Source organism: Pseudomonas sp. ICMP 8385 (genome assembly GCF_002699915.1).
GTDB lineage: Bacteria > Pseudomonadota > Gammaproteobacteria > Pseudomonadales > Pseudomonadaceae > Aquipseudomonas > Aquipseudomonas gessardii.
The window spans coordinates 67,889-85,474 of record NZ_LKBY01000168.1; the positions used below are offsets into that span (position 1 = coordinate 67,889).

Sequence of the window (17,586 nt, forward strand, 5' to 3'; positions counted from 1 at the left end):
GCCCGTTGTGGACGAACCAGGTAACACGCCATGAAACGTACTTTCCAACCAAGCACCATCAAACGCGCCCGTACCCACGGTTTCCGTGCTCGCATGGCTACCAAGAACGGCCGTGCTGTCCTGTCGCGTCGCCGCGCCAAAGGTCGTGCGCGTCTGGCAGTTTGATAATCCGGTACTGGTGGTGAGTCAGGACTTCAGTCGGGAAAAGCGTCTGCTAACCCCCCGGCATTTCAAGGCAGTCTTTGACTCCCCCACCGGCAAGGTTCCGGGGAAAAGTCTCCTGCTCCTTGCGCGTAACAACGATCTGGATCACCCCCGTCTCGGGTTGGTGATCGGCAAGAAGAGCGTAAAGCTCTCCGTTGAGCGCAATCGCCTCAAGCGTCTGATGCGCGAATCGTTTCGCCTCCACCAGGACACTCTGGTTGGTTGGGATATTGTTATCGTTGCGCGCAAAGGCTTGGGGGACGTAGAAAACCCCGAATTGATTCAGCATTTCGGCAAGCTCTGGAAACGTTTGGCTCGCACCAGCAAGCCGACCCCAGCAGTCAGCCCCGAAACTGTAGGGGTAGACAGCACTGATGCGTAAACTGGCCCTCGTTCCGATCCAGTTTTACCGCTATGCCATTAGTCCGCTGATGGCCAGCCACTGTCGTTTCTACCCCAGTTGTTCCTGCTACGCGTATGAAGCCATAGAAAATCATGGCCTTCTGCGCGGTGGCTGGCTGACCTTTCGTCGTTTAGGTCGCTGTCATCCGTGGAATCCCGGTGGTTATGACCCGGTTCCGCCTATCCCTACCTCCCGTTCTTCTTCGATGGCCGAGTAATCATGGATATTAAACGCACGATCCTGATCGTCGCCCTGGCAATCGTGTCCTACGTTATGGTTCTGAAATGGAACCAGGACTATGGCCAGGCTGCCCTGCCGACTCAGAATGTTGCTACCAATCAGTCTGCTCCTGCTATTGCAGATGCACCGTTGGGTAACAATGCTTCCGCCAGTGCCGATGTACCCAGCGCGAATGCCGATACCAGCACCCCTGTAGATAACGCGGTCATCACCAATAAAGACCTCATCCACGTCAAGACGGATGTGCTGGACCTGGCGATCGATCCACAGGGCGGCGATATCGCCCAGTTGAAATTGCCACTGTATCCACGTCGCCAAGACCACCCGGATGTTCCTTTCCAGTTGTTCGATAACGGTGGCGAGCGTGTTTATCTGGCGCAAAGCGGCCTGACTGGCACTGATGGTCCTGATGCTCGCGCTACCGGTCGTCCGGTTTATTCGACCGAACAGAAGACTTATCAACTGGCTGATGGCCAGAACCAGTTGAACGTCGACCTGAAATTCAGTCACGACGGCATCAATTACATCAAGCGCTTCAGCTTCACCCGCGGTTTGTACGATCTGAAAGTCACGTACCTGATCGACAACACCAGCGAAAAGGCCTGGACCGGCAACCTGTTTGCCCAGCTCAAGCGTGATGGCAGCTCCGATCCGTCTTCCAGCACTGCCACCGGCACCGCGACTTACCTGGGCGCCGCCCTGTGGACAAGTAGCGAGCCGTACAAAAAAGTGTCGATGAAAGATATCGACAAGGCCGCGCTGAAAGAAACAGTGCAAGGTGGTTGGGTAGCCTGGCTGCAACACTACTTTGTAACCGCGTGGATCCCGAACAAGGGTGAAGCCAACCTGGTCCAGACCCGCAAGGACAACCAGGGCAACTACATCATTGGTTTCACTGGCCCGGCGTTGACCGTTGCGCCAGGCGCCAAGGCTGAAACCAGTGCCACCTTGTATGCCGGCCCGAAAAGCCAGGCCGTACTCAAGGAGTTATCCCCAGGTCTGGAACTGACTGTGGATTACGGCATCCTGTGGTTCATTGCCCAGCCAATCTTCTGGTTGCTGCAACATATCCACAGCATTGTTGGTAACTGGGGCTGGTCGATCATCTTCCTGACCATGCTGATCAAGGGGATTTTCTTCCCGCTGTCGGCCGCCAGCTACAAGTCGATGGCCCGTATGCGAGCCGTTGCGCCGAAACTGGCTGCACTCAAAGAGCAACATGGCGACGACCGGCAGAAAATGTCGCAAGCCATGATGGAGCTGTACAAGAAAGAGAAGATCAACCCGCTGGGTGGATGCTTGCCGATTCTGGTACAGATGCCGGTGTTCCTGTCGCTGTACTGGGTACTCCTGGAAAGCGTGGAAATGCGCCAGGCGCCGTTCATGCTGTGGATAACTGACCTGTCGATCAAGGACCCGTTCTTTATCCTGCCGATCATCATGGGCGCGACCATGTTCATCCAGCAGCGCCTGAACCCGACTCCTCCAGATCCGATGCAGGCCAAGGTAATGAAAATGATGCCTATCATCTTCACCTTCTTCTTCCTGTGGTTCCCGGCTGGTCTGGTTCTGTACTGGGTGGTCAACAACGTGTTGTCGATCTCTCAACAGTGGTACATCACACGTAAGATCGAAGCGGCTGCCAAAAAAGCCGAGGCGTAACTTACTCTGTGGATAACCACTCAAGACGCCCCCTCGTGGGGCGTTTTGCATTCTGTCACTTTTGTCTGGGAAACCGCTGATGAGCGCTCCTCGTGAAACCATCGCCGCCGTCGCCACCGCTCAAGGCCGGGGCGGTGTCGGTATCGTTCGTATTTCCGGGCCGCTTGCCGGCATGGCCGCCCAAGCGATCAGTGGGCGTGAGCTCAAGCCCCGGTATGCGCATTACGGGCCTTTTTTCGGCGAGGAGCTTGAGGTACTGGATGAGGGCCTGGCCCTGTATTTCCCGGGCCCGAACTCATTCACCGGTGAAGATGTGCTGGAACTGCAGGGCCATGGCGGGCCTATCGTCCTGGATATGCTGCTGCAGCGCTGCCTGCAACTGGGTTGCCGCCTTGCCCGGCCGGGTGAATTCAGCGAGCGCGCATTTCTCAACGACAAGCTCGACCTGGCCCAGGCCGAAGCCATCGCCGACCTGATCGAGGCCAGTTCTGCACAGGCGGCGCGCAATGCCTTGCGTTCGTTGCAGGGGGCGTTTTCCCTGCGTGTGCATAACCTCACCGAGCAATTGATCAGTTTGCGCATCTATGTCGAGGCGGCGATTGATTTCCCGGAAGAAGAAATCGACTTTCTTGCCGATGGCCATGTCCTGGCCATGCTCGATAAGGTGCGGGACGAGTTATCCACAGTTTTGAAGGAGGCCGGGCGGGGCGCATTGCTGCGTGATGGCATGACCGTGGTGATTGCCGGCCGGCCCAACGCCGGCAAGTCCAGCTTGCTCAACGCCCTGGCGGGGCGTGAAGCGGCGATTGTCACCGAGATTGCCGGCACCACCCGGGATATCCTGCGCGAACATATCCACATTGATGGCATGCCGCTGCATGTGGTCGATACCGCGGGGTTGCGTGATACCGATGACCAGGTGGAAAAGATTGGTGTGGAGCGGGCGCTCAAGGCTATCAGTGAGGCTGATCGTGTCTTGCTGGTGGTAGACGCGACGGCGCCTGAGGCCCTGGATCCTTTTGCCCTGTGGCCGGAGTTTCTTGAGCAGCGGCCAGACCCGGCCAAGGTCACGCTGATTCGCAACAAGGCAGACCTGACCGGTGAAGCCATCGCCCTGGAAGTCAGTGACGATGGCCATGTCACCATCAGCCTCAGCGCCAAGTCTGCCGGCGATGGCCTGGAGCTGCTGCGCGACCATCTCAAGGCCTGCATGGGCTACGAACAGACCTCGGAAAGCAGCTTCAGTGCTCGCCGTCGCCACCTTGAGGCACTGCGCCATGCCAGTGCCGCCCTTGAGCATGGTCGAGCGCAGTTGACCCTGGCAGGGGCAGGAGAGCTTCTGGCCGAGGATTTGCGCCAGGCACAGCAGCTTCTGGGGGAGATTACCGGGGCATTCAGTTCCGATGACCTGCTGGGTAGGATCTTTTCCAGTTTCTGTATCGGTAAATAACCCTTCGTTGTTCACAGACAGGCCATTGGTGCCTGTCTGTTTTGTCCGTTTCAGGACACTCCCACGTATTTTCTAACAATAACCTCGCCCCGAGGTGGCCTTGCCGTGAGCGAATTTTGCCGGGGTTGATGCGTTTCTGTGGATTAAGCCCTGTGAATAACCGCCCCTGTGCCCAGTTGATAACAGGGCTTGAAACCTGAGTAAAAACCCCTCTGTGGATAACCACCTGTTTAATCCACAGGCTTAAAGCACTTATCCAAGGGCCTCCCGACCACCTAACCACAGACTTTTGATTCTCTGTACATAAAGTAAATAAAGGCCTGTAGCAATCTATCCACAGAAAGTAGGCTCAGTAGAAATAAACATAAAAACAAAGATTTAATAAATTTCTCTCTTTTAATTTCTATTGTCTGTGATTCATCCACAGCTGGTTAAATTTTGTGCAAAGGGTTCTTTAGGAAGGGCTAAGTCCCTATACTTGCCGCCATAGCTCCAAAACCCTTTCAACAAACAATTCCTGATTACCTACATAAGCAGGCACGAGGTGCGTGGTGGATTTCCCTTCCCGTTTTGAAGTGATCGTCATCGGCGGCGGTCATGCCGGTACCGAGGCAGCACTGGCGTCAGCCCGCATGGGGGTCAAAACCCTGTTGCTGACGCACAACGTGGAAACCCTCGGTGCCATGAGTTGCAACCCCGCCATCGGTGGGATCGGCAAGAGCCATCTGGTCAAGGAAATTGACGCCCTTGGCGGTGTGATGGCCATGGCTACCGACAAGGGTGGTATTCAATTTCGCGTGCTCAACAGCCGCAAAGGCCCGGCCGTGCGGGCTACCCGGGCACAAGCCGACCGCATCCTGTACAAGGCGGCCGTGCGCGAAACCCTGGAAAACCAACCCAACCTGTGGATATTTCAACAGGCAGCGGATGACCTGATCGTCGAGCAGGACCAGGTGCGTGGTGTTGTCACTCAGATGGGCCTGCGTTTTTTCGCAGAATCCGTAGTGTTGACCACCGGTACCTTCCTCGGTGGACTTATCCACATCGGGATGCAGAACTATTCCGGTGGTCGCGCCGGTGATCCGCCGTCGATTGCCCTGGCTCATCGCCTGCGCGAACTGCCACTGCGTGTCGGTCGCCTGAAAACCGGGACCCCGCCGCGTATCGACGGGCGTTCTGTGGATTTCTCGGTGATGACCGAGCAAGCCGGGGATACGCCGATCCCGGTAATGTCGTTCATGGGTTCCAAGGAGCAACACCCCAAGCAGGTGAGTTGCTGGATTACCCACACCAATGCGCGTACCCACGAAATCATCGCCGCCAACCTCGATCGTTCGCCGATGTATTCCGGGGTAATCGAGGGCATCGGCCCGCGTTATTGCCCGTCGATCGAAGACAAGATCCACCGCTTTGCCGACAAGGAAAGCCATCAGGTCTTTATCGAGCCGGAAGGTTTGACGACCCACGAGCTGTACCCGAACGGGATTTCCACTTCCCTGCCGTTCGATGTGCAAATCCAGATCGTGCAGTCGATTCGCGGCATGGAAAACGCGCATATCGTGCGCCCTGGCTACGCTATCGAATACGACTACTTCGACCCACGGGACTTGAAATACAGCCTGGAAACCAAAGTGATCGGCGGTCTGTTCTTCGCTGGGCAAATCAACGGCACCACCGGTTACGAAGAAGCCGGCGCCCAGGGTTTGCTGGCCGGGACCAACGCCGCATTGCGTGCCCAGGGCAAAGACAGCTGGTGCCCGCGCCGCGATGAAGCGTACATCGGGGTGTTGGTCGACGACCTGATTACCCTGGGTACCCAGGAACCGTACCGGATGTTCACCTCCCGGGCCGAATATCGCCTGATCCTGCGCGAAGACAACGCCGACCTGCGCCTGACTGAAAAAGGTCGCGAACTGGGCCTGGTCGATGACGCACGTTGGGAAGCATTCTGCAAAAAACGCGAAAGCATCGAACTGGAAGAGCAGCGCCTGAAAAGTACCTGGGTACGCCCGGGCACCGAGCAGGGCGATGCCATTGCCGAAAAGTTCGGTACGCCGCTGACCCACGAGTACAACCTGTTGAACCTGCTGTCCCGCCCGGAAATCGACTACGCTGGTCTGGTCTCGGTAACCGGCGGCGGCGCAGAAGATCCACAGGTGGCTGAGCAGGTCGAAATCAAGACCAAATATGCCGGTTACATTGACCGCCAGCAGGACGAGATCGCTCGACTGCGCGCCAGTGAAGACACCAAGCTGCCGGCGGATATCGATTACACCGGGATTTCCGGGCTGTCGAAAGAGATTCAAAGCAAGCTGGGGATAACTCGTCCCGAGACCCTGGGGCAGGCTTCCCGTATCCCGGGTGTCACCCCAGCAGCCATTTCGCTGTTGATGATTCATTTGAAAAAACGCGGCGCGGGCCGTCAGTTGGAGCAAAGCGCTTGAGTTCGTTGGTCACCTCGCAACACGCCGAAGAGTTATCCACAGGGGCACGCCAGTTGGGCGTGGACCTGACCGCAGCCCAGCACGAATTGCTGCTGGGCTACCTGGCCCTGTTGATCAAATGGAACAAGGCCTACAACCTCACGGCGGTGCGCGATCCCGATGAAATGGTCTCGCGCCACCTGCTCGACAGCTTGAGCGTGATGCCATTTATCGAAAATGGCCGCTGGCTGGACGTCGGCAGTGGCGGTGGTATGCCTGGCATCCCGCTGGCCATCCTGTTTCCCGAGTCGCAAGTGACCTGCCTGGACAGCAACGGCAAAAAAACCCGCTTCCTGACCCAGGTCAAACTCGAACTCAAGCTGGACAACCTGCAAGTTATCCACAGCCGCGTCGAAGCCTTCACGCCTGAACGGCCCTTCAACGGAATTGTTTCCAGGGCCTTCAGCAGCATGGAGAACTTCAGCAACTGGACCCGCCACCTGGGCGACCTGAACACCCGTTGGCTGGCAATGAAGGGCGTTCATCCAAGCGACGAGCTGTTAGCATTGCCGGCAGACTTCCACCTCGATAGCGAACATGCCTTGGCCGTACCCGGTTGCCAAGGCCAACGCCATCTGCTGATACTGCGCCGCACGGCATGATTGGGAACACAAGCAAGAATGGCTAAGGTATTCGCGATAGCGAACCAGAAAGGTGGCGTGGGCAAAACCACCACCTGCATCAACCTCGCAGCATCCCTGGTCGCTACCAAGCGTCGGGTGCTGTTGATCGATCTCGATCCACAGGGCAACGCCACCATGGGTAGCGGTGTGGATAAACACGGCCTGGAAAACTCGGTCTACGACTTGCTGATAGGCGAGTGCGACCTGGCCCAGGCCATGCACTATTCCGAACACGGCGGTTATCAACTGCTGCCGGCCAACCGCGATTTGACCGCGGCGGAAGTGGTGCTGCTGGAAATGCAGATGAAAGAAAGCCGTCTGCGCAGCGCCCTGGCACCGATCCGCGAGAATTACGATTACATTCTGATCGACTGCCCGCCGTCGCTGTCGATGCTGACGCTCAACGCATTGGTCGCCGCCGATGGGGTGATTATCCCCATGCAGTGCGAGTACTTCGCCCTCGAAGGCTTGAGCGACCTTGTGGATAACATCAAGCGTATCGCCGAGTTGCTCAACCCGAACCTGAAAATCGAAGGCCTGCTGCGGACCATGTATGACCCGCGCCTGAGCCTGATGAACGATGTGTCGGCGCAGCTCAAGGAACACTTTGGCGAGCAGCTCTACGACACCGTGATCCCGCGTAACATCCGCCTGGCCGAAGCGCCAAGCTATGGCATGCCCGCGCTGGCGTACGACAAGTCATCGCGCGGTGCCATTGCCTACCTGGCGCTGGCCGGCGAGATGGTTCGTCGCCAACGCCGTCATTCACGCACCGCTGCAGCCCAGCCAACTTAAGGAATCCCCATGGCCGTCAAGAAACGAGGTCTCGGACGTGGACTGGATGCACTGCTGAGTGGTCCGACTGTCACTTCGCTGGAAGAACAGGCGGTGCAGGCCGACTCCCGTGAGCTGCAACACTTGCCCCTGGACCTGATCCAGCGTGGCAAGTACCAGCCGCGCCGGGACATGGACCCGCATGCGCTGGAGGAGTTGGCGAACTCGATCAAGGCCCAGGGCGTGATGCAGCCGATTGTCGTACGCCCCATTGGTGGCGGCCGGTTTGAAATCATCGCCGGCGAACGCCGCTGGCGCGCCAGCCAGCAGGCTGGCCAGGAAACCATCCCGGCGATGGTGCGCGATGTGCCGGATGAAACGGCCATCGCCATGGCACTGATCGAGAATATCCAGCGCGAAGACCTCAATCCCATCGAGGAAGCCATTGCCCTGCAGCGCTTGCAGCAGGAATTCAAGCTGACCCAGCAAGAAGTGGCCGACGCGGTGGGCAAATCCCGTGTCACGGTTTCCAACCTGCTGCGCCTGATCGCGCTGCCGGAAGTGATCAAGACCATGCTGTCCCACGGCGACCTGGAAATGGGTCATGCCCGTGCTTTGCTCGGTTTACCGGAAAATCAACAGGTTGAAGGGGCGCGACACGTTGTCGCACGAGGTCTCACCGTTCGTCAGACCGAGGCCCTGGTGCGCCAGTGGCTCAGTGGCAAACCTGCGCCGGTCGAAACCACCAAGACTGATCCGGATATTGCGCGCCTGGAGCAGCGCCTGGCCGAGCGGCTGGGCTCTGCGGTACAGATTCGCCACGGCAAGAAGGGCAAAGGGCAATTGGTTATCGGATATAACTCCCTCGATGAGCTTCAGGGCGTTCTTTCCCATATCCGCTGAAACATTTGCTTATGTAGCGCGCAGTCGGAAATCACTACCTGGCAGTTGAATAGGGGCTGAACCGCCCCTATACTCTGCGCGCATTTTGTCGGCACAAATTATGCCAAGTTATTGATTTCCGGCAGCCGACCATTGAGGAGCAAGAGTGATGGAAACCCGCACGCCAAACACGTTGCCGTTCCATCGCTTGGCTGTTTTTCCGGTTTTATTGGCCCAATTTGTCATTTTGCTGATCGCTGCATTGGCGCTTTGGTACTGGCATGGGGTCGTAGCCGGATATTCAGGACTCTGCGGAGGCCTGATAGCCTTGCTGCCCAATATGTATTTTGCTCACAGGGCCTTTCGGTTTTCCGGCGCCCGGGCAGCCCAGGCTATCGTCCGGTCCTTTTATGCCGGCGAGGCAGGGAAACTGATTTTGACGGCAGTGCTGTTTGCACTGACCTTTGCAGGTGTGAAGCCATTGGCGCCGCTGGCTGTATTCGGCGTCTTCGTGTTGACCCAACTGGTCAGCTGGTTCGCTCCCCTGCTAATGAAAACAAGACTTTCGAAACCTTAGGGCGTTTGAGGCAACCATGGCAGAAACAACCGCTTCGGGCTATATCCAGCACCACTTGCAGAACCTGACCTTCGGTCAGCTTCCCAACGGCGGCTGGGGCTTTGCCCACTCCGCAGCAGAGGCCAAAGAAATGGGCTTCTGGGCTTTCCACCTGGATACTCTGGGCTGGTCGGTCGCATTGGGTCTGATCTTCGTCCTGATTTTCCGCATGGCGGCCAAGAAGGCGACTTCCGGTCAGCCAGGTGCCTTGCAGAACTTCGTTGAAGTATTGGTCGAATTCGTCGATGGCAGCGTGAAAGACAGCTTCCATGGCCGTAGCCCGGTGATTGCACCGCTGGCACTGACCATCTTCGTCTGGGTGTTCCTGATGAACGCCGTCGACCTGATTCCGGTGGACTGGATTCCTCAGTTGGCCATGGCGATCTCCGGCGATCCGCACATCCCGTTCCGCGCGGTATCGACCACTGACCCGAACGCGACCCTGGGCATGGCCCTGTCGGTGTTCGCGCTGATCATTTTCTACAGCATCAAGATCAAGGGCATCGGCGGCTTCATCGGCGAACTGACCCTGCACCCGTTTGGCAGCAAGAACATCTTCGTTCAAGCTCTGCTGATCCCGGTGAACTTCCTGCTGGAATTCGTCACCCTGATCGCCAAGCCGATTTCCCTGGCCTTGCGACTGTTCGGCAACATGTATGCCGGCGAGTTGGTGTTCATCCTGATCGCTGTGATGTTCGGCAGCGGCCTGCTCTGGCTTAGCGGCCTGGGCATTGTTCTGCAGTGGGCGTGGGCTGTGTTCCACATCCTGATCATCACCCTGCAGGCGTTTATCTTCATGATGCTGACCATCGTCTACCTGTCGATGGCGCACGAAGAGAACCATTAAGACCAGTCTCGACTAGTCTGATGTCCTTCCCGGTGAAACGGGAAGGTGGCCCCCAAGGGCTATGAAACGATTTGTTTTACCGCTTTAAAATCTAAAAAACCTAAACCATACGACGTAAAAGTCGGGAGGAAAGATGGAAACTGTAGTTGGTCTAACCGCTATCGCTGTTGCACTGTTGATCGGCCTGGGCGCCCTGGGTACTGCCATTGGTTTCGGCCTGTTGGGCGGCAAGTTCCTGGAAGGCGCAGCGCGTCAGCCAGAAATGGTTCCAATGCTGCAAGTTAAAATGTTCATCGTTGCCGGCCTGCTCGACGCCGTGACCATGATCGGTGTTGGTATCGCTCTGTTCTTCACCTTCGCGAACCCCTTCGTTGGTCAACTCGCCGGTTAATCACTCGTTTTTTCGAGTGATTGGTGTGTTGTGCAACGAACGAGCGAGGTATTGGCGTGAACATTAATGCAACCATTATTGGTCAGTCCTTAGCGTTCTTGATTTTTGTTGTTTTCTGCATGAAGTTCGTATGGCCTCCGGTCATCGCGGCTTTGCACGAACGTCAGAAGAAGATCGCGGATGGACTGGACGCTGCCGCACGAGCAGCTCGCGACCTGGAGTTGGCCCAAGATAAAGCGGGTCAGCAACTGCGCGAAGCGAAGGCTCAGGCAGCTGAAATCATTGAGCAAGCCAAGAAACGCGGTAACCAGATTGTTGAAGAGGCTGTTGAAAAAGCCCGTATCGACGCTGACCGTGTGAAGGTTCAGGCTCAGGCCGAGATCGAACAGGAACTCAATGGTGTCAAAGATGCGCTGCGTGCCCAACTGGGTGCTCTGGCCGTCGGCGGTGCTGAAAAGATCCTGGGTGCCACAATCGATCAAAACGCGCACGCGGAGCTGGTAAACAAACTGGCTGCTGAAATTTAAGCGAGGGCGATCATGGCAGAATTGACCACGTTGGCCCGACCTTACGCTAAGGCAGCCTTCGAGCACGCCCAGGCCCACCAGCAGCTGGCCTCTTGGTCAGCCATGCTCGGCCTGGCTGCAGCAGTGTCGCAAGACGACACCATGCAGCGCGTGCTCAAGGCCCCGCGACTGACGAGCGCAGACAAGGCCGCCACGTTTATTGACGTGTGCGGCGACAAGTTTGATGTGAAAGTGCAGAACTTCATCCACGTCGTTGCCGAAAACGACCGTCTCCCGCTTTTGCCGGAGATTGCCGCTCTGTTCGACCTGTACAAGGCCGAGCAAGAGAAGTCGGTAGACGTTGAAGTGACCAGTGCTTTTGCATTGAACCAAGAACAGCAAGACAAACTCGCCAAGGTTCTCAGTGCACGACTCGACCGGGAAGTGCGCCTGCAAGTTGCGGAAGACCCATCCCTTATTGGGGGTGTTGTCATTCGCGCCGGCGACCTGGTTATCGATGGCTCGATTCGCGGCAAACTCGCGAATCTTGCCGAAGCATTGAAATCTTGAGTTTGAAGGGGCAGCAGAGCAATGCAGCAACTCAATCCTTCCGAAATAAGTGAAATTATCAAGGGCCGCATCGACAAGCTCGATGTGACCTCCCAAGCCCGTAACGAAGGCACTGTCGTCAGCGTATCTGACGGCATCGTGCGGATTCACGGTCTGGCCGACGTAATGTACGGCGAGATGATCGAGTTTCCGGGCGGCGTCTACGGTATGGCCCTCAACCTGGAGCAAGACTCCGTAGGTGCCGTTGTATTGGGCGCGTACACCAGTCTGGCTGAAGGCATGAGCGCCAAGTGCACAGGCCGCATCCTCGAAGTTCCGGTGGGTAAGGAACTGCTGGGTCGCGTTGTCGACGCACTGGGTAACCCTGTTGACGGTAAAGGTCCACTGGGCAACACCGAGACCGACGCGGTCGAGAAAGTTGCTCCAGGCGTGATCTGGCGTAAGTCGGTAGACCAGCCTGTACAGACTGGCTACAAGGCTGTCGATGCCATGATCCCAGTCGGCCGTGGCCAGCGTGAGCTGATCATCGGTGACCGTCAGATCGGTAAGACCGCTCTGGCGATCGACGCGATCATCAACCAGAAAGACAGCGGCATTTTCTGCGTCTACGTCGCGATCGGTCAGAAACAATCGACCATCGCCAACGTGGTTCGCAAGCTGGAAGAAAACGGCGCCCTGGCCAACACGATCATCGTGGCTGCCAGTGCTTCGGAATCTCCTGCGCTGCAATTCCTGGCACCGTACTCCGGTTGCACCATGGGTGAATTCTTCCGCGACCGCGGTGAAGACGCGCTGATCGTTTATGACGATCTGTCCAAGCAAGCAGTGGCTTACCGCCAGATTTCCCTGCTGCTGCGCCGTCCACCAGGCCGTGAAGCCTACCCAGGCGACGTGTTCTATCTCCACTCCCGTCTGCTGGAGCGCGCATCCCGCGTTTCCGAAGAGTACGTAGAGAAGTTCACCAACGGCGCAGTAACCGGCAAAACCGGTTCCCTGACCGCACTGCCGATCATCGAAACCCAGGCTGGCGACGTTTCTGCGTTCGTTCCGACCAACGTGATTTCCATCACCGACGGTCAGATCTTCCTGGAATCGGCCATGTTCAACTCCGGGATCCGTCCTGCTGTGAACGCCGGTGTTTCGGTATCCCGTGTGGGTGGTGCCGCTCAGACCAAGATCATCAAGAAGCTTTCCGGTGGTATCCGTACCGCTCTGGCTCAGTACCGTGAACTGGCGGCATTCGCCCAGTTCGCTTCTGACCTGGACGAAGCGACCCGTAAGCAACTTGAGCATGGTCAGCGCGTTACCGAGCTGATGAAGCAGAAGCAATACGCGCCAATGTCGATCGCTGACATGTCGCTGTCGCTGTATGCCGCTGAGCGTGGGTTCCTGACTGACGTCGAAATCGCCAAGGTCGGCAGCTTTGAACAAGCGCTGATTGCTTACTTCAACCGAGATCATGCCGATTTGATGGCCAAGATCAACGTGAAGGGTGACTTCAATGACGAAATCGACGCTGGCCTGAAGGCCGGTATCGAGAAGTTCAAGGCCACCCAAACCTGGTAAGCCGCAGCGGGAGCCGCAAGGCTCCCGCTTGCTAACCTGATAGGTGTTACATGGCAGGCGCAAAAGAGATTCGCAGTAAGATTGCGAGCATCAAAAGCACGCAAAAAATTACCAGCGCCATGGAGAAAGTGGCGGTCAGCAAAATGCGCAAGGCACAAATGCGCATGTCGGCTAGCCGTCCTTATGCGGAGCGTATCCGCCAGGTAATTGGGCATCTGGCCAACGCCAACCCGGAATACCGCCACCCGTTCATGATCGAACGCGCCGTCAAGCGTGTAGGTTATGTGGTAGTGAGCAGTGACCGTGGTTTGTGCGGTGGTTTGAATACCAACCTGTTCAAGGCCCTGGTCAAGGACATGGCGGTAAACCGCGAAAACGGCGTCGAGATTGATCTGTGTGTTGTTGGTAGCAAGGGTGCGGCCTTTTTCCGCAACTTCGGCGGTAACGTCGTTGCAGCTATCAGCCACCTGGGTGAAGAGCCGTCGATCAATGACTTGATCGGCAGTGTGAAGGTGATGCTGGATGCGTACCTGGAAGGCCGGATTGACCGCCTGTCTGTGGTATCCAACAAGTTCATCAACACCATGACCCAGCAGCCAACCGTGGAGCAATTGATTCCACTGGTGGCGACCCCGGATCAGGAACTCAAGCACCACTGGGACTACCTCTACGAACCAGACGCCAAAGAGCTGCTAGACGGCTTGATGGTGCGCTACGTGGAGTCGCAGGTGTACCAGGCGGTGGTCGAGAACAACGCAGCTGAACAAGCGGCGCGGATGATCGCGATGAAAAACGCTACCGACAACGCCGGTGATCTGATCAGCGATTTGCAGCTGATCTACAACAAGGCGCGTCAGGCTGCGATCACCCAAGAGATCTCGGAAATCGTCGGCGGCGCTGCCGCGGTTTAACGGTTCAAATATTCAGAGGATCCAGCTATGAGTAGCGGACGTATCGTTCAAATCATCGGCGCCGTTATCGACGTGGAATTCCCACGCGACAGCGTACCGAGCATCTACAACGCGCTGAAAGTACAAGGCGCGGAAACTACTCTGGAAGTTCAGCAGCAGCTGGGCGACGGCGTAGTTCGTACCATTGCGATGGGTTCCACCGAAGGCTTGAAGCGCGGTCTGGACGTTGTCGACACTGGCGCTGCCATTTCCGTACCGGTCGGTAAAGCGACCCTGGGCCGGATCATGGACGTACTGGGCAACCCGATTGACGAAGCTGGCCCGATCGATACCGAAGAGCGCTGGGGCATTCACCGTCCAGCACCTTCGTTCGCCGAGCAAGCGGGCGGCAACGACCTGCTGGAAACCGGCATCAAGGTTATCGACCTGGTTTGCCCGTTCGCCAAGGGCGGTAAAGTCGGTCTGTTCGGTGGTGCCGGTGTAGGCAAGACCGTAAACATGATGGAACTGATCCGTAACATCGCCATCGAGCACAGCGGTTATTCCGTGTTCGCCGGTGTGGGTGAGCGTACCCGTGAGGGTAACGACTTCTACCACGAGATGAAGGACTCCAACGTTCTGGACAAAGTGGCACTGGTCTACGGTCAGATGAACGAGCCGCCGGGTAACCGTCTGCGCGTCGCACTGACTGGCCTGACCATGGCCGAGAAGTTCCGTGACGAAGGTAACGACGTTCTGCTGTTCGTCGACAACATCTACCGTTACACCTTGGCCGGTACTGAAGTATCCGCACTGCTGGGCCGTATGCCTTCGGCAGTAGGTTACCAGCCGACCCTGGCTGAAGAGATGGGCGTTCTGCAAGAACGTATCACTTCGACCAAGGAAGGTTCGATCACTTCGATCCAAGCGGTATACGTACCTGCGGATGACTTGACCGACCCATCGCCTGCGACCACCTTCGCCCACTTGGACGCCACCGTCGTACTGTCCCGTGACATCGCTTCCCTGGGTATCTACCCAGCGGTCGATCCACTGGACTCGACTTCGCGCCAGCTGGACCCGAACGTGATCGGCCAGGAGCACTACGACACCGCTCGCGGCGTTCAGTACGTGCTGCAGCGTTACAAAGAGCTGAAGGACATCATTGCGATCCTGGGTATGGACGAGCTGTCGGAAACCGACAAGCAGTTGGTATCCCGCGCTCGTAAGATCCAGCGCTTCTTGTCGCAGCCGTTCTTCGTGGCTGAAGTCTTCACCGGTGCCTCGGGTAAATACGTTTCCCTGAAAGACACCATTGCTGGCTTCAAAGGCATCCTCAACGGTGACTACGACCACCTGCCAGAACAAGCGTTCTACATGGTCGGCGGCATCGAAGAAGCGATCGAGAAAGCCAAGAAACTGTAATCCAGGCGCCCGGCAACGGGCGCTCATCAGGTTGAGGCAATCAGATGGCTATGACAGTCCATTGCGATATCGTCAGCGCGGAAGGGGAAATCTTCTCCGGTCTGGTAGAGATGGTAATTGCACACGGCGAGTTGGGTGACCTGGGTATTGCCTTGGGCCACACACCGCTGATCACCAGCTTGAAGCCCGGTCCGATTACTCTGACCAAGCAGGGCGGGGAAAAGGAGGTGTTCTACATCTCTGGCGGTTTCCTCGAAGTTCAGCCGAACATGGTCAAGGTTCTTGCCGACACCGTGCAACGTGCTGGCGACCTGGATGAAGCCTCCGCTCAGGAAGCCGTCAAGGCTGCCGAGAAGGCTCTGCACGAAAAAGGTGCGGACTTCGACTACAGCGCTGCTGCTGTACGTCTGGCCGAGGCTGCAGCCCAGCTGCGCACGCTCCAGCAGATCCGCAAGAAGTAAGCGGCCAAGCCGTCATGCTTCATGCGCGATTGATTAAAAAGGGTAGCCTCGGCTACCCTTTTTCTTTTTTTGCAAAACACTTCTTTGGTCTGAAGCCGGACCGCCCAGGATTGGTAGCCATTCATGTCTCTTGAAATCGTCATTCTCGCCGCTGGCCAGGGCACTCGCATGCGTTCTGCCCTGCCCAAGGTACTGCACCCGGTTGCGGGTAACTCCATGCTGGGCCATGTTATCCACAGCGCCCGGCAACTGGACCCACAGCGTATTCACGTAGTGATTGGCCATGGTGCCGATGCGGTGCGTGAGCGTCTGGCAGCCGCTGACTTGAATTTCGTATTGCAGGACAAGCAACTGGGTACCGGTCATGCCACCGCGCAAGCTGTGCCGTTCATCAAGGCCGACACCGTGCTGATCCTCTACGGGGATGTGCCGCTGATCGAAGTGCAAACCCTGCAGCGCCTGCTCAAGCACGTAGTGCCGGGCCAGATGGGCCTGCTCACCGTTGAACTGGACGACCCCACCGGTTATGGCCGCATCGTGCGCGATGCCGACGGCAAGGTCGCCGCCATCGTCGAGCATAAAGATGCCAGCGAGGCCCAGCGGGCGATAACCGAAGGCAATACCGGGATTCTCGCGGTGCCGGCGGCTCACCTGGCAGACTGGATGAGTCGCTTGTCGAATAACAATGTCCAGGGCGAGTACTACCTCACCGACGTCATCGAGATGGCCGTCAGCGACGGCCTGCTGGTCGCCACCGAGCAGCCCCACGACCCGATGGAAGTGCAGGGCGCCAACGACCGCAAGCAACTGGCGGAACTGGAGCGTCACTACCAGCTGCGCGAAGGCCGCCGCCTGATGGCGCAGGGCGTGACACTGCGTGACCCGGCGCGTTTCGACGTACGCGGTGAGGTTACCGTGGGCCGCGACGTGCTGATCGATATCAACGTGATTCTCGAAGGCCGCGTAATTATCGAAGACGACGTGGTGATTGGTCCGAACTGCGTGATCAAGGACAGCACCCTGCGCAAAGGCGTGGTGGTCAAGGCCAACAGTCACTTAGAGGGCGCTGTGATGGGCGAGGGCAGCGATGCCGGGCCGTTCGCACGGTTGCGTCCTGGAAGCGTGCTGGAGGCCAAGGCCCATGTGGGTAACTTTGTTGAGCTGAAAAATGCCCACCTGGGCGAGGGCGCCAAGGCTGGTCACCTGACTTACCTGGGCGATGCCGTTATCGGTGCGCGCACCAACATCGGCGCCGGTACCATCACCTGCAACTACGATGGCGCCAACAAGCACCAGACCGTGCTGGGTGAAGATGTATTCATCGGCTCCAACAACTCGCTGGTTGCCCCAGTGAAAGTGGGCGATGGTGCCAGCACGGCTGCTGGCTCCACCATCAATCAGGATGTGGATAACTTGCAGCTGGGTGTGGCCCGGGCCCGCCAACGCAACATCGACGGCTGGAAACGCCCGGTCAAAATCAAAAAGCCCTGAGTTATCCACAACCTCCCAGGCACCACCCATCCATGTGGGAGCTGGCTTGCCTGCGATAGCGATATTTCAGTCACGTTTTCATCGACTGATACACCGCTATCG

The 17,586-nt window shown here is 57.4% G+C and carries 19 protein-coding genes; all 19 read left to right on the top strand.

Features of this window, described 5'->3' with window-relative positions; genetic code table 11:
- Positions 1 to 30: 30 nt before the first annotated feature.
- The 19 genes from rpmH to glmU all read left to right on the top strand — a co-directional run bounded on the left by rpmH (position 31) and on the right by glmU (position 17,484).
- Positions 31 to 165 (top strand): 50S ribosomal protein L34, encoded by a 135-nt coding sequence (rpmH, locus tag AO268_RS31565; protein ID WP_003213577.1) that lies wholly within the window; start codon positions 31 to 33, stop codon positions 163 to 165.
- Positions 166 to 181: 16 nt separating this feature from the next.
- Positions 182 to 586 carry a ribonuclease P protein component gene (gene rnpA / locus AO268_RS31570; protein WP_207303162.1) on the top strand — a complete coding sequence of 135 codons (405 nt, stop codon included), beginning with the start codon at positions 182 to 184 and terminating at the stop codon, positions 584 to 586.
- The gene (gene yidD / locus AO268_RS31575; protein ID WP_010465488.1) at positions 579 to 824 is read left to right on the top strand and encodes a membrane protein insertion efficiency factor YidD; all 246 of its coding nucleotides are present in this window, start codon (positions 579 to 581) and stop codon (positions 822 to 824) included. Before rnpA ends, yidD begins: the two co-directional genes overlap by 8 nt.
- Before the next feature lie 2 nt (positions 825 to 826).
- Entirely contained in the window at positions 827 to 2,509 is a 1,683-nt protein-coding gene (gene yidC, locus AO268_RS31580; protein WP_076964399.1) for a membrane protein insertase YidC, read from the top strand.
- A gap of 79 nt (positions 2,510 to 2,588) precedes the next feature.
- Entirely contained in the window at positions 2,589 to 3,959 is a 1,371-nt protein-coding gene (gene mnmE / locus AO268_RS31585) for a tRNA uridine-5-carboxymethylaminomethyl(34) synthesis GTPase MnmE (protein WP_099170854.1), read from the top strand.
- A gap of 551 nt (positions 3,960 to 4,510) precedes the next feature.
- Entirely contained in the window at positions 4,511 to 6,403 is a 1,893-nt protein-coding gene (gene mnmG / locus AO268_RS31595; protein ID WP_076964410.1) for a tRNA uridine-5-carboxymethylaminomethyl(34) synthesis enzyme MnmG, read from the top strand.
- Entirely contained in the window at positions 6,400 to 7,044 is a 645-nt protein-coding gene (gene rsmG, locus AO268_RS31600) for a 16S rRNA (guanine(527)-N(7))-methyltransferase RsmG (RefSeq protein ID WP_076964401.1), read from the top strand. The genes mnmG and rsmG overlap by 4 nt, the downstream gene beginning before the upstream one ends.
- A gap of 18 nt (positions 7,045 to 7,062) precedes the next feature.
- Positions 7,063 to 7,860, top strand: coding sequence for a ParA family protein (locus AO268_RS31605; RefSeq protein WP_076964402.1), 798 nt, complete (start codon positions 7,063 to 7,065; stop codon positions 7,858 to 7,860).
- A gap of 9 nt (positions 7,861 to 7,869) precedes the next feature.
- A complete protein-coding gene (locus tag AO268_RS31610; protein ID WP_076964403.1) occupies positions 7,870 to 8,742 on the top strand; it encodes a ParB/RepB/Spo0J family partition protein in 873 nt (290 codons plus the stop codon).
- A gap of 148 nt (positions 8,743 to 8,890) precedes the next feature.
- Positions 8,891 to 9,298 carry a F0F1 ATP synthase subunit I gene (locus AO268_RS31615; RefSeq protein WP_010565865.1) on the top strand — a complete coding sequence of 136 codons (408 nt, stop codon included), beginning with the start codon at positions 8,891 to 8,893 and terminating at the stop codon, positions 9,296 to 9,298.
- Between the two features lie 16 nt (positions 9,299 to 9,314).
- Positions 9,315 to 10,184: a F0F1 ATP synthase subunit A gene (gene atpB / locus AO268_RS31620; protein WP_017736231.1), complete on the top strand. Its 870-nt coding sequence runs from the start codon at positions 9,315 to 9,317 to the stop codon at positions 10,182 to 10,184.
- A 133-nt stretch (positions 10,185 to 10,317) separates the two neighbouring features.
- Positions 10,318 to 10,575, top strand: coding sequence for a F0F1 ATP synthase subunit C (gene atpE / locus AO268_RS31625; protein ID WP_002555987.1), 258 nt, complete (start codon positions 10,318 to 10,320; stop codon positions 10,573 to 10,575).
- 56 nt (positions 10,576 to 10,631) lie between these two features.
- A complete protein-coding gene (locus AO268_RS31630) occupies positions 10,632 to 11,102 on the top strand; it encodes a F0F1 ATP synthase subunit B (RefSeq protein WP_008439543.1) in 471 nt (156 codons plus the stop codon).
- A gap of 12 nt (positions 11,103 to 11,114) precedes the next feature.
- Positions 11,115 to 11,651: a F0F1 ATP synthase subunit delta gene (locus tag AO268_RS31635; protein WP_057439298.1), complete on the top strand. Its 537-nt coding sequence runs from the start codon at positions 11,115 to 11,117 to the stop codon at positions 11,649 to 11,651.
- A gap of 21 nt (positions 11,652 to 11,672) precedes the next feature.
- On the top strand, positions 11,673 to 13,217 hold the full coding sequence (gene atpA / locus AO268_RS31640; RefSeq protein WP_029290137.1) for a F0F1 ATP synthase subunit alpha: 1,545 nt from the start codon (positions 11,673 to 11,675) through the stop codon (positions 13,215 to 13,217).
- Between the two features lie 50 nt (positions 13,218 to 13,267).
- Positions 13,268 to 14,128 carry a F0F1 ATP synthase subunit gamma gene (gene atpG, locus AO268_RS31645; RefSeq protein ID WP_029290134.1) on the top strand — a complete coding sequence of 287 codons (861 nt, stop codon included), beginning with the start codon at positions 13,268 to 13,270 and terminating at the stop codon, positions 14,126 to 14,128.
- 27 nt (positions 14,129 to 14,155) lie between these two features.
- Positions 14,156 to 15,532, top strand: a complete 1,377-nt coding sequence (gene atpD / locus AO268_RS31650; protein WP_015886645.1) for a F0F1 ATP synthase subunit beta — start codon at positions 14,156 to 14,158, stop codon at positions 15,530 to 15,532.
- 44 nt (positions 15,533 to 15,576) lie between these two features.
- Positions 15,577 to 15,993, top strand: coding sequence for a F0F1 ATP synthase subunit epsilon (locus tag AO268_RS31655; RefSeq protein ID WP_099170855.1), 417 nt, complete (start codon positions 15,577 to 15,579; stop codon positions 15,991 to 15,993).
- A 123-nt stretch (positions 15,994 to 16,116) separates the two neighbouring features.
- Positions 16,117 to 17,484, top strand: coding sequence for a bifunctional UDP-N-acetylglucosamine diphosphorylase/glucosamine-1-phosphate N-acetyltransferase GlmU (gene glmU, locus AO268_RS31665; protein ID WP_099170857.1), 1,368 nt, complete (start codon positions 16,117 to 16,119; stop codon positions 17,482 to 17,484).
- The last annotated feature ends 102 nt before the right edge of the window (positions 17,485 to 17,586 follow it).